This is a genomic window from Microbacterium sp. SORGH_AS_0969 (genome assembly GCF_030818255.1).
Classification (GTDB): domain Bacteria; phylum Actinomycetota; class Actinomycetes; order Actinomycetales; family Microbacteriaceae; genus Microbacterium.
The window spans coordinates 289,335-301,740 of the sequence record NZ_JAUTAG010000001.1; the positions used below are offsets into that span (position 1 = coordinate 289,335).

At 68.2% G+C, this 12,406-nt stretch carries 11 protein-coding genes; 4 read left to right on the forward strand and 7 right to left on the reverse strand.

All coding sequences use genetic code 11. The features are described from left to right. Window positions 1–14: 14 nt before the first annotated feature. The 7 genes from QE388_RS01280 to QE388_RS01310 form a co-directional block, all read right to left on the reverse strand. Window positions 15–1,328 carry a thymidine phosphorylase gene (locus tag QE388_RS01280; protein WP_307382374.1) on the reverse strand — a complete coding sequence of 438 codons (1,314 nt, stop codon included), beginning with the start codon at window positions 1,326–1,328 and terminating at the stop codon, window positions 15–17. Next, window positions 1,325–1,726 (reverse strand): cytidine deaminase, encoded by a 402-nt coding sequence (locus QE388_RS01285; protein WP_058231121.1) that lies wholly within the window; start codon window positions 1,724–1,726, stop codon window positions 1,325–1,327. The genes QE388_RS01280 and QE388_RS01285 overlap by 4 nt, the downstream gene beginning before the upstream one ends. A gap of 42 nt (window positions 1,727–1,768) precedes the next feature. Further along, window positions 1,769–3,061 (reverse strand): ABC transporter permease, encoded by a 1,293-nt coding sequence (locus QE388_RS01290; protein WP_307382377.1) that lies wholly within the window; start codon window positions 3,059–3,061, stop codon window positions 1,769–1,771. Next, entirely contained in the window at window positions 3,058–4,422 is a 1,365-nt protein-coding gene (locus tag QE388_RS01295) for an ABC transporter permease (protein WP_307382380.1), read from the reverse strand. Before QE388_RS01295 ends, QE388_RS01290 begins: the two co-directional genes overlap by 4 nt. Then, window positions 4,419–5,939, reverse strand: a complete 1,521-nt coding sequence (locus QE388_RS01300) for an ABC transporter ATP-binding protein (RefSeq protein WP_307382383.1) — start codon at window positions 5,937–5,939, stop codon at window positions 4,419–4,421. Before QE388_RS01300 ends, QE388_RS01295 begins: the two co-directional genes overlap by 4 nt. Before the next feature lie 161 nt (window positions 5,940–6,100). After that, window positions 6,101–7,213 carry a BMP family protein gene (locus QE388_RS01305; RefSeq protein WP_307382384.1) on the reverse strand — a complete coding sequence of 371 codons (1,113 nt, stop codon included), beginning with the start codon at window positions 7,211–7,213 and terminating at the stop codon, window positions 6,101–6,103. A 197-nt stretch (window positions 7,214–7,410) separates the two neighbouring features. Then, a complete protein-coding gene (locus QE388_RS01310) occupies window positions 7,411–8,526 on the reverse strand; it encodes a mannose-1-phosphate guanylyltransferase (RefSeq protein ID WP_275798369.1) in 1,116 nt (371 codons plus the stop codon). Between the two features lie 222 nt (window positions 8,527–8,748). On the opposite strand from QE388_RS01310, the gene sdhC reads away from it, so the two are divergent. The 4 genes from sdhC to QE388_RS01330 are packed head-to-tail and all read left to right on the forward strand — an operon-like array spanning window position 8,749 to window position 12,325. Next, a complete protein-coding gene (gene sdhC, locus QE388_RS01315) occupies window positions 8,749–9,183 on the forward strand; it encodes a succinate dehydrogenase, cytochrome b556 subunit (RefSeq protein WP_013583715.1) in 435 nt (144 codons plus the stop codon). Next, window positions 9,183–9,641: a succinate dehydrogenase hydrophobic membrane anchor subunit gene (locus tag QE388_RS01320; RefSeq protein ID WP_275798372.1), complete on the forward strand. Its 459-nt coding sequence runs from the start codon at window positions 9,183–9,185 to the stop codon at window positions 9,639–9,641. The genes sdhC and QE388_RS01320 overlap by 1 nt, the downstream gene beginning before the upstream one ends. Before the next feature lie 46 nt (window positions 9,642–9,687). Further along, window positions 9,688–11,517: a succinate dehydrogenase flavoprotein subunit gene (gene sdhA, locus QE388_RS01325; RefSeq protein WP_307382385.1), complete on the forward strand. Its 1,830-nt coding sequence runs from the start codon at window positions 9,688–9,690 to the stop codon at window positions 11,515–11,517. A gap of 1 nt (window position 11,518) precedes the next feature. Next, window positions 11,519–12,325, forward strand: a complete 807-nt coding sequence (locus tag QE388_RS01330) for a succinate dehydrogenase iron-sulfur subunit (RefSeq protein WP_275798376.1) — start codon at window positions 11,519–11,521, stop codon at window positions 12,323–12,325. The last annotated feature ends 81 nt before the right edge of the window (window positions 12,326–12,406 follow it).

Consider the following 12,406-nt stretch of genomic DNA (forward strand, 5'->3'; position numbering starts at 1 on the left):
CTTCCCGGATGCCATTACGCGGTGATCCGTTCGCGAACGAGCGGCGACGCGGCGGGAGCGGTGTCGCCGATCTCCAGCGCACCCTCGACGGCACCGAGAGCACGCTCGAAGCGCGACCCGTCGTCGGCCGACAGGGTGAACAGCGGCTGACCGGCGGTGACGGACTGTCCGACGGTCACGTGCAGGTCGATGCCCGCCGCGTGCACGACGGCGTCCTCGGCGCGCGCGCGTCCGGCACCCAGGCGCCAGGCTCCGATGCCGAAGGGCAGCGCCTCGACGCGGGTGACGACACCGGAGCGCTCGGCGACGACCGTGTGGGTCTCGCGCGGCGTGGGGAGGGCGGCATCCGGATCCCCATCCTGGGCGCGGATCATGCGGTTCCACACGTCCATCGCGCGGCCGTCCTGCAGCGCGGCCTCGACGTCGGCGTCGGGCTGGCCGGCGAGCGTCAGCATCTCGCGCGCCAGGGCGACGGTCAGCTCGACGACGTCGGCGGGGCCGCCGCCGGCGAGCACCTCGACCGACTCGCGCACCTCGTTGGCGTTGCCGATGGCGAGACCCAGCGGGGTGTTCATGTCGGTGAGCAGGGCCGTCGTGTTCACGCCCGAGTCGGTGCCGAGCGCGACCATCGTCTCGGCGAGCTCGCGCGCGCGGTCGATGTCCTGCATGAAGGCGCCGGAGCCGAACTTCACGTCGAGCACGAGCGAGTCGGTGCCCTCGGCGATCTTCTTCGACATGATGCTCGACGCGATCAGCGGGATGGCCTCGACGGTGCCGGTGACGTCGCGCAGCGCGTAGAGCTTCTTGTCGGCGGGGGCCAGCCCCGTGCCGGCGGCGCAGATGACCGCGCCCACGTCGCGCAGCTGCGCCATGATCTCGTCGTTCGACAGCGCTGCGCGCCAACCCGGGATCGACTCGAGTTTGTCGAGCGTGCCGCCGGTGTGGCCCAGGCCACGACCCGAGAGCTGCGGCACGGCGACACCGAAAGCGGCGACCAGCGGGGCGAGCGGGAGGGTGATCTTGTCGCCCACTCCCCCGGTGGAGTGCTTGTCGACGGTGACCTTGCCGAGGGACGAGAAATCCATGCGCTCGCCCGAGGCGATCATCGCGTCGGTGAGCACGCGGATCTGGTCACGGCCGAGGCCGTTCAGCAGAACCGCCATCGTGAACGCGGACATCTGCGCGTCCATGACGTAGCCACGCGTGTAGGCGTCGACCAGCCAGCGGATCTCGCCCTCGGTGATCGCCCGCCCGTCGCGCTGCGCGCGGATGATGTCGACGGCGTCGTAGGCCTCCGGCACCGGTCCCTGAGCCTGTCGAAGGGTCACCGCGCCGCCTCCTCGAGGTCGCGCGGGCCGAAGGCGTCGGGCAGGACCTCATCGATGGTCCGGATGCCGCTGACGGTCTCGAGCAGCATGCCCGGGATCGCGTGCTCGAACAGAAGCTGACGGCAGCGTCCGCACGGCATGAGCGTGCGCCCCTCGCCGTCCACGCAGACGAACGCGACCAGCTGGCCACCGCCCGACATGTGCAGTTCGGACACCAGTCCGCACTCGGCGCACAGCGTCACGCCGTACGAGGCGTTCTCGACGTTGCATCCGGAGACGATGCGGCCGTCGGCGACCAGCGCCGCGGCGCCCACCTTGAAGCGGGAGTAGGGCGCGTACGCGCGGTGCATGGCGTCCGTCGCGGCGGAACGGAGTTCGTCCCAATCGATGTCGGTCATCGTGGAGCAGGGGGTCCTCTCGTGAAGGGAAAGCGGGCTGGGTCAGCCCTTGACGTACGGTTTACCGGCGGCCGCGGGGCCGCGGACCTTTCCGACGAGACCGGCGACGGCGAAGATCGTGACCACGTACGGCAGCATCAGCATGAACTCGCTGGGCACGGGTGAACCGATGACGCCGAGGGTGTTCTGCAGGTTCGACGCGAAGCCGAAGAGCAGAGCCGCGAGCGTCGCGCGAATCGGGTCCCACTGGCCGAAGATGACCGCCGCCAGGGCGATGTAACCGGCACCGGCCGTCATCTCCTTGTTGAACGCGCCGACGGAGCCGAGCGTGAAGAACGCGCCGCCGAGGCCGGCGATGGCGCCGCCGAGCGAGACGTTCCAGAAGCGGGTCTTGGCGATGTTGATGCCGACGGTATCGGCGGCCTGCGGGTGCTCGCCCACGGCACGCAGACGCAGACCCCAGCGGGTGTGGAAGAGGCCGACGTAGACCAGAGCGACCGTGACGTACATCAGATACACGATGATCGTCTGGTTGAACAGCATCGGGCCGATGATCGGGATGTCCGCGAGCACGGGAATCGGCAGGCGCGGGAAGCGCGGCGGGGAGTTGAGCGTGGTGGCGTTGGGCGACAGGACCTGCGAGAACAGGAAGCTGGTCAGGCCGACGACGAGCACGTTCAGCACCACACCGACGATCACCTGGTCGACGAAGTACTTGATGGCGAAAGCTGCCAGCACGAACGACACCAGGACGCCCGACACGGCAGCCGCGAGCAGACCGACGAAGGGGTTGCCCGTCGCCGTCGCGACCACCGCCGAGGTGAAGGCACCCGCGAGCATCTGGCCCTCGATCGCGATATTGACCACGCCGACGCGCTCGCTGAGCACTCCGGCCATGGCACCGAAGATCAGCGGCACCGAGAGACTGAGCCCGCCGGCGAGAAGACCCGTCAGCGGGATGACCGCCGTCGTGGCGCCCGCGGCCGCCCACGTCAAGAACCCCACCATGAAGACCACCGCGAAGATGACGGCGAGCCAGATGGGCGGACGGCGGCGGGCGCGCACCATGAGCGCGCTCACCACGGTGACCACGGCGAGCAGCACCGTGCACACGATGCCGGTGACGACGCCGCCGAGCACCACCTCGGGCAGCTGCAGGAACTCACCGGGGCTGGAGATGCGGAACACCGCGTCACCGTCCTGGCGGGCGATGACGAAGAGCACGAGCGCCAGCAGCGTGATCACGCCGTAGACGATGGGCGCCTTCCACCCGACGACGACGGCCTTGTCGAGCGCGGGCGCGGCGGCCTCGGGCTGTGCGGCGGTGGTGGTCACCGGGCCGCCTCCTTCTTCTTGGCGACGCGAGCCTTCGCGGGGCGCGCTCCGGGGGTCGGCAGGCGGAAGATCGCACGCACCAACGGGGGCGCCGCGATGAAGAGCACGATGAGCGACTGCACGACGAGGACGATGTCGACGGGAACGCCGTTGGCGGCCTGCATGGCGAAGCCGCCGGCCTTGAACGCACCGAACAGGATGCCGGCCACGAGGACGCCGACGGGGGTGGAACGACCGAGCAGCGCCACCGTGATGGCGTCGAAGCCGATGCCGGCGTCAATGCCGCTGGAGAAGCCGGTCGTGACGGTCCCGAGCACCTGATCGACACCCGCGAGCCCGACCAGCGCGCCGGAGATGAGCATCGCGTAGACGTACATCGACTTGACGTTGATACCCGCCACGCGTGCGGCGTTGGGGTTCAGACCGACGGCACGGAAGCGGAAACCGAGCGAGGACCGCTCGAGGATCCACCAGACCACCGCGACGGCGACGATCGAGAGGATGAAGCCGAAGTGCAGGTTGTATCCCGGGCCGAGGAGGTCGGGGAACACCGCGGTGTCCTTCATCGCCGGGGTCGTGGGGTTGTTCGAGCCCGGGGCCTGCAGCAGGCCGGGCGTGCGCAGCAGGTAGTACACGATGTAGAACGCGACGTAGTTGAGCATGATCGTGACGATCACCTCGTGCGCCCCGGTGCGCGCCTTGAGCACACCCGCGATGCCGGCCCAGACCGCACCGGCGACGACACCGGCGACGAGGGCGACGATCATGTGGATGCCCCAAGGCAGGTCGAACGCGAAGGCGACCCAGCCGCCGGCGGCAGCCGCCACGAGCATCTGGCCGCGGCCACCGATGTTGAACATGCCGACGCGGAAGGCCAGGGCCACACCGAGTCCGGCCGCGATGAGCGGCGTCGCGAACGTCAGCGTCTCGGTGAGCGGGCGGATGCCGGTCGCGAACTCCGGACGGCGGAAGTTGTAGATCGCGCCCTGGAAGAACGACGAGTATGCACCCGACACCGACGTCCAGATGGCCGACAGCGTGTCGCCCGGGCGGGCGAAGAAGTACGCGGAGGCCGCCTGGACGTTCTCGTCGGTCGCGGCGATCATGACCGCGCCGACGAGCAGGGCGAGGATCACCGCGAGGACGGAGATGATGGCGTTGCCCGTGGCGATCTCTCGGAGGGCACGGCGCCAGCGGTTCTCGTCGTCGACCGGTTGGGGGGCGACCTTGCGGGCGCCGGAGGCGGGATCGACGGCGGCGCCGCCCTCGAGCGCGAGGTCGGCCTGTCCGGCCTCGGCGACCTCGGCGGCGCGGTCCGCGCGCGCGGCGGTCGGATCGTGGGGGCTGTGCGAATCGCTCACGCGGCGACTCCTTCGTTCTGGGGCGCTTCGCCGGCCATCATGAGGCCGAGCACGTCGCGCGAGGTGTCTCCGGGGACGATGCCCACGACGCGACCGCGATACATGACCATGATGCGGTCGGCCAGAGCGGTGACCTCGTCGAGCTCGGTCGAGACGACGATGACGGGGACGCCGGCGTCGCGCGTCTCGATGACGCGCTTGTGGATGAACTCGATCGATCCGACGTCGACACCGCGGGTGGGCTGCGCCGCCACGAACAGCCGCAGGTCGCGGCTGAGTTCGCGCGCGAGCACGACCTTCTGCTGGTTACCGCCCGACAGACGCCCGACGGGGGTCTCGATCGAGGGGGTGCGCACGTCGAATTCCGAGACCTTCTCGCGGGCGAAGTCGGCGAGCGCCGAGAGCTGGATGGCTCCGCCCTTGATGAACGGCGCTCCGTCGGCACGGTCGAGCATGAGGTTCTCGGCGATGGAGAACTCCCCCACGAGCCCGTCTTCCTTGCGGTCCTCGGGGACGAATCCGACGCCCGCATCGAGAACCGCGCGCACGCTCCGGCCGTTCAGCTCGGAGCCGTCGAGCACGATGGACCCCTCGACGCGCTCCTGCAGACCCAGCAGCGCCTCGGTGAGTTCGGTCTGCCCGTTGCCCTGGACACCCGCGATCGCGAGGACCTCGCCGCGGCGGACGTCGAAGCTCACGTCATTGACGACGAGCTGACCGATCGCGTCGACGACCGTGAGGTTCGCGACCTTCAGACCGACCTCGCCGAGGGTGGGCGCCTCTTTCTGCACCGTGAGCTCGACGGCGCGACCGACCATGAGCGAGGCCAGTTCGGCGTTGGAGGCGCTGGGCTCGGCTTCTCCGACGACCTTGCCGAGTCGGATGACCGTGATGCGGTCGGCGACCTCGCGCACCTCGCGCAGCTTGTGCGTGATGAACACGATCGAGGTGCCCGCGTCGCGCAGCTGACGCATGATCGCCATCAGCTCGTCGGTCTCCTGCGGCGTCAAGACGGCGGTGGGCTCGTCGAAGACCAGAACCCTGGCATCACGCGAGAGCGCCTTGATGATCTCGACACGCTGCTGCACGCCGACGGGGAGGTCGTCGACGAGCGCGTCGGGGTCGACGTCGAACCCGAAGCGGTCGGAGATCTCGCGCACCTTGGCCCGCGCAGCGGCGAGGTCGAGGCGACCGCCGATCTTGGTGGGCTCGTGCCCGAGCATGACGTTCTCGGCGACGGTGAAGACGGGGATGAGCATGAAGTGCTGGTGCACCATGCCGATACCGGCGCGCATCGCGTCGCCGGGGCCGGAGAAGTGCTGGACGACGTCGTCGAGCAGGATCTCTCCGCCATCGGCCTGATACAGGCCGTAGAGGACGTTCATGAGGGTGGACTTGCCGGCACCGTTCTCGCCGAGCAGGCAGTGGATCTCTCCGGCCTCCACGGTGAGGTCGATGTGATCGTTCGCCACCAGGGATCCGAAGGTTTTCGTGATCCCGCGGAGTTCGAGCTTCATGTTCCCGATCCTAAGTTCTGTGGCATCGGACGCGGGAGGCATCCGACGAGACCGACCGGCCTTGTGGGCGGATCGGAGTCTGGCGAAGCGGGCGGGATCCGCCCGCTTCATGAGGAGGGGAGGCCGGCAAGACGCCGACCTCCCCCGGAGAGTGGGTTCTCTCAGCCGGCCAGGTAGGACTCGACCTTGATCTTGCCGCTGATGATGTCCGCCTTGAGGGCGTCGACCTTCGCGGTCAGGTCGGACGACACGCGGTCGGACCAGTCGTGGTACGGCGCGAGGCCGACGCCGTCGTTCTCGAGCGTGCCGATGAACGGAGCGGTGTCGAAGTTGCCCTGACCCGCGGCGACGATGGCGTCCTTCGTGCCCACGTCGATCCCCTTGAGGATCGAGGTCAGCAGGATCTTCTGGACGTTCGCGTCCGTGTCGGTCTCGTACACGTCGGCGTCGACGCCGACCATGGCGATCTCGCGACCGGCGTCCTGGATGGCGACGGCGGCCGACTGGTAGATCGGGCCACCGACGGGCAGGAGCACGTCGACGTTCTGGTCGATCAGGGCCTGCGCGGTCTGGCGAGCGGTGTCGTTGGCCTCGAAGCCACCGGTGAACGATCCGTCCTTCGCGGTGCGGTCCCAGCCGACCACGCGGACGTTGGCACCGTTGTCGGCGTTGTACTTCTCGACGCCCTGCGCGAAGCCGTCCATGAAGATGGTGACGGTCGGGATGTTCATGCCGCCGAAGGTGCCGACGACGCCGGTCTTCGACGTGCCCGCGGCCAGGTAGCCGGCGAGGTACGCCGCCTGGGCGGTGTCGAAGATGATCGGCTTGATGTTGGGCGCGTCGGTCTTGCCGTCGAAGTCCTGGTCGACGGTGTCGTCGATCGAGACGTACTGCAGCTCGGGGTTGGCCTTGGCCGACTCGAGAGCGGCGGGGGCCAGCAGGAAGCCGACGGTGATGATCGTGTTGCAGCCCTGGTCGACCAGGTTCTGCAGGTTCGACGCGAAGTCGGTCTCGGACTGCGACTGCACCTCGATGGGCTTCTTCGACCCGAGCTCGGACGCGGCGGCGTCGAGGCCCTCCTTGCCGAGCTGGTTGAACGACTTGTCGTCGAATCCACCCGAGTCGGACACCATGCAGGGCAGGTAGTCGCTGGCGCCGGCGGCGGCACCACCGGATGCGCCGTTGCTCTCGGGCGCGGCGCCGCAGCCGGCGAGCAGCGCAGCGGCGCCGATCATGGCGAGGCCGCTGACGACGGCCTTCTTCGTGGTCTTCACGAATGGTCCTCCAAGACGGATGCCCCCAACGGGTTCGGGGGACGATCCCGTCACGTTACCCACTGTGACGATCGGCTTGTGCACCGGGAGGCCCCGTGCGCGCCAATGGTTACAAAGACGCAATCTCGCGTGATCCGTCCGCCACACTCCACGGGAGAGCGAGGAACCGGATGCCACGAGTCGTGGCATCCGGTGTCTTAGAGGACGTCGCCGCGGCCGGTGAGCTTGAGGGCGTCGACGACGCCCTTGACCCGCTGCGCGTTCTCGGCCGTGGTGACCAGGAGCGCATCGGGGGTGTCGACCACGACGATGTCGCGCACGCCGATGAGGCTGATCACGCGCTTGGTCTGGGTGACGACGATGCCACTGGAGGCATCGGCGAGCACACGCGCGTCCTCTCCGAGGATCGCCAGCTCGTTACGCCCGTGCGAGTTGAGCTTCGACAGGCTCGCGAAGTCGCCCACGTCGTCCCAGTCGAAGTGACCGGGGATGACGGCCAGGCGCCCCTTCTCGGCCGCGGGCTCGGCGACGGAGTAGTCGATGGCGATCTTCTTCAGGCTCGGCCAGAGGCGATCGACCGCGGGGCCGCGACGATCGCGATCGTCCCAGGCCTCGGCCAGCTCGAGCAGCGCGGCGTGAAGCTCGGGCTCGTTGACGGCGAGCTCGGCGAGCAGCACGTCGGCGCGCGTGATGAACATGCCCGCGTTCCAGAGGTAGGCGCGGTCTTCGAAGTACTGCTTGGCCGTGTCGAGGTCGGGCTTCTCGACGAAGCGCTCCACCATGTACGCCTCGGGGGCGCCGTCCACGATCAGTTCGCCGGCCTGCTTGATGTAGCCGAAGCCCACCGAGGGCTCGCTGGGCTGGATGCCGATCGTGCAGATGTATCCCTCGCGGGCGACGGCGACGGCCTGACGCACGGCGAACTCGAACTGGCGCGTCTGACGGATGACGTGGTCGGCCGCGAACGAGCCGATGATGACGTCGGGCTCGCGGCGCACGAGGATGGCGGCGGCGAGACCGATGGCGGCGGAGGAGTCTCGGGGCTCGGACTCGAGGAAGACGTTGTGGTCGGGCACGCCGGGGAGCTCCCGTTCCACGGCGGCGCGGTGCGCGCGACCCGTGACCACGGCGATGCGCCCCTCCCCCGACAGCGGCGCGAGGCGATCCCAGGTGTCGCGCAGCAGGGTCTGCCCCGACCCGGTCAGGTCATGGAGGAACTTGGGGGCGTCGGCGCGCGAGAGCGGCCAGAGCCTGCTCCCGATCCCTCCGGCGGGGATCACGGCGTAGAAGTCGTCGATAGCGGGGTCTGCCATGGCACCGACCCTAGCGGCATCGTGTTTCACCCCCTTGTCGCGCGGGCCGCGGGCGCATGGCGTCGACTGCGACGGACACGCGGAAAGTATCTCGATGTCGAGAGACTGTTAGGCCGCCCTAATCCCCTCGATTCATAGCTCGGACGTAGTATTTCCTGGCGCCCGTGTGACGCTTGGGGCCTCTGCCGGCTCCCCCACCGTGTTCGATCAGGGAGGACGACCGTGTCAGCACCAGCACGTGCCACGCCGTCGGTGAAAGAGACCACCTCGAAGAGACCGCGCGGCACTCTGTACCGCGGTCGCGAGGGCATGTGGTCATGGGTCCTGCATCGCATCACGGGTGTGGCGATCTTCTTCTTCCTCCTCGTGCACATCCTCGACACGGCACTCATCCGCGTGTCCCCCGAGGCGTACGACGCGGTGATCGGCACCTACAAGAACCCGATCATGGGCCTCGGCGAGGTCGCCCTCGTCGGCGCGATCGCGTACCACGCCTTCAACGGTCTGCGCATCATCCTCGTCGACTTCTGGCCGTGGGCCACGCGTCACCAGCGTCAGCTCTGGTGGGGTGTCCTGGGCCTCTGGGTCGTCACGATGCTCGGCTTCACCCCGCGCCACCTCATCAACGTCTTCAGCGCCGTCACCGGGAGCCACTGATGTCCGTCGCCCAGGAAGCCAGCACGATCCCCGCCCCGCGCACGCCCAGCGTGCGCAAGAAGGGCTCCAACCTCGAGAAGTGGGGATGGATCTACATGCGCGCCTCCGGCGTGCTGTTGATCGTCCTCATCTTCGGCCACCTGTTCGTCAACCTGATGACGAACGAGGGCATCCACCAGATCGACTTCGCGTTCGTCGCCGGCAAGCTCGCCTCGCCCTTCTGGCAGTGGTGGGACGTGCTCATGCTGTGGCTCGCCCTCATCCACGGCGCGAACGGCATGCGCACGATCGTGAACGACTACGTGACGAACGCCACGGTCCGCAAGGTCCTCGTGTGGTCGCTGTGGCTGTCCGCCGGATTCCTCATCCTGCTCGGCACGCTCGTCGTCTTCACCTTCGACCCCTGCCTCGGTGTCACCGAGAGCAGCTCCCTGTGGGACGTGTGCCAAGCGGCGTGAGCCCGTGGCATCCCTTCTTTCCCCTGACAGCAGAGGTATCGCACACGTGAGCACTCAGACTTCTTCGGACTCCGTCGTCAAGGACGGCGTCCACTACCACCAGTTCGACGTCGTCATCGTCGGCGCGGGCGGCGCGGGTATGCGCGCGGCCATCGAGGCCGGTCCCGGCGCGAAGACCGCCGTCATCTCGAAGCTCTACCCGACCCGCTCGCACACCGGTGCTGCGCAGGGCGGTATGGCGGCGGCCCTGGCCAACGTCGAAGAGGACTCGTGGGAGTGGCACACCTTCGACACCATCAAGGGCGGCGACTACCTCGTCGATCAGGATGCCGCGGAGATCCTCGCCAAAGAGGCCATCGACGCCGTCATCGACCTCGAGAACATGGGCCTGCCGTTCAACCGCACGCCCGAGGGCAAGATCGACCAGCGCCGCTTCGGCGGCCACACGGCTGATCACGGCAAGACCCCCGTGCGCCGCGCGTGCTACGCCGCCGACCGCACGGGCCACATGATCCTGCAGACACTGTTCCAGAACTGCGTCAAGCTCGGCATCAACTTCTTCAACGAGTTCTACGTGCTCGACCTCATCACGGTGAAGGATGCCGCGGGCAAGACGCAGGTCGCCGGCGTCGTCGCGTATGACCTCGCCACCGGCGAGCTGCACGTGTTCCAGTCGAAGGCCGTCATCTTCGCGACCGGCGGCTTCGGCAAGATCTTCAAGACCACCTCGAACGCCCACACCCTCACCGGCGACGGCGTCGGCATCGTGTGGCGCAAGGGCCTGCCTCTCGAGGACATGGAGTTCTTCCAGTTCCACCCGACCGGTCTCGCCGGCCTCGGCATCCTCCTCACCGAAGGGGCTCGAGGCGAGGGAGCGATCCTGCGCAACGCCAGCGGTGAGCGCTTCATGGAGCGCTACGCCCCCACGATCAAAGACCTCGCTCCCCGCGACATCGTCGCGCGCTGCATGGTGCAAGAGGTCGCCGAGGGTCGCGGAGCCGGCCCCCACCGCGACTACGTGCTGCTGGACTGCACGCACCTGGGCGCCGAGGTGCTCGAGACGAAGCTCCCCGACATCACCGAGTTCGCCCGCACCTACCTGGGCGTCGACCCCGTCGTCGAGCCGGTTCCGGTCATGCCGACCGCGCACTACGCGATGGGAGGCATCCCGACCAACATCAAGGCCGAGGTGCTCGCCGACAATGACACCGTCGTCCCGGGTCTGTACGCCGCAGGCGAGTGCGCCTGCGTCTCGGTGCACGGCTCGAACCGCCTCGGCACCAACTCGCTCCTCGACATCAACGTCTTCGGCAAGCGCGCCGGCCGCAACGCGGTCGAGTACGTCCAGACCGCTGACTTCGTGCCGCTGCCCGAAGACCCGGCGGCCGAGGTGCGCGGCCTCATCGAGGGCCTCCGCAACAACAGCGGCACCGAGCGCATCGCCGTGCTCCGTAAGACGCTGCAGGACGAGATGGACAAGGGCGCGCAGGTGTTCCGCACGCACGAGTCCCTCGCGCACGTCATGGACGTGATCGCGGACCTCCGCGAGCGCTACAAGAACATCCACGTCGACGACAAGGGCAAGCGGTTCAACACCGACCTGCTCGAAGCCGTCGAGCTGGGCTTCCTGCTCGACCTCGCCGAGGTCGTCGTCTACTCGGCGCAGAACCGCGAAGAGAGCCGGGGCGGTCACATGCGCGACGACTTCCCCACGCGCGACGACGAGAAGTACATGCAGCACACCATGGCGTACCTGTCGGGCGATCCCCACTCGTCGCACCCCGCCGATCACATCGAGCTCGGCTGGAAGCCCGTGGTCTTCACCAAGAACGAGGCGGGCGAGTTGCGTTACCCGCCGCTGGAGAGGAAGTACTGAGATGGCATCCACCGCCCTTCGACAGGCTCAGGGACCGGAGACCTCAGCGGACACCTCGGACGAGGTCGAGCAGACTCCTGAGGACACCGGCATCCAGTCGTTCCTCGTCACCTTCAACATCCGTCGTTTCGACCCCGAGGTCGACGACGAGCCCCGCTGGGTCGACTACGACGTCGAGCTGTACTCGACCGACCGAGTGCTCGACGCCCTCCACAAGATCAAGTGGGAGGTCGACGGTTCGCTGTCGTTCCGCCGCTCGTGCGCGCACGGCATCTGCGGATCGGATGCCATGCGCATCAACGGTCGCAACCGCCTGGCGTGCAAGACACTGATCAAGGATCTCGACATCTCGCAGCCGATCTACGTCGAGGCGATCAAGGGGCTGCCGCTCGAGAAGGACCTCATCGTCGACATGGAGCCGTTCTTCGCCTCCTACCGCGAGGTGCAGCCCTTCCTCATCTCGAACTCGAAGCCCGAGCCCGGCAAGGAGCGCATCCAGTCGATCGTCGACCGCGAGGTCTTCGACGACACGACCAAGTGCATCCTGTGCGCCGCGTGCACCTCGTCGTGCCCCGTGTTCTGGACCGACGGCCAGTACTTCGGCCCCGCCGCGATCGTGAACGCGCACCGCTTTATCTTCGACTCGCGCGACGACGCGGGCGATGTGCGCCTCGACATCCTCAACGACAAGGAAGGCGTGTGGCGGTGCCGCACGACCTTCAACTGCACCGAGGCGTGCCCCCGCGGCATCGAGGTCACCAAGGCCATCGCCGAGGTCAAGCAGGCCGTCCTCCGCGGCGGTCGCTGACCCCTTCCTTCCCGAACGGCGGGTACGCGCAGGCGCCCCGCCGTTCGGCGTCTGCGGGCCCGCCCCCGTGGCATCCATTCA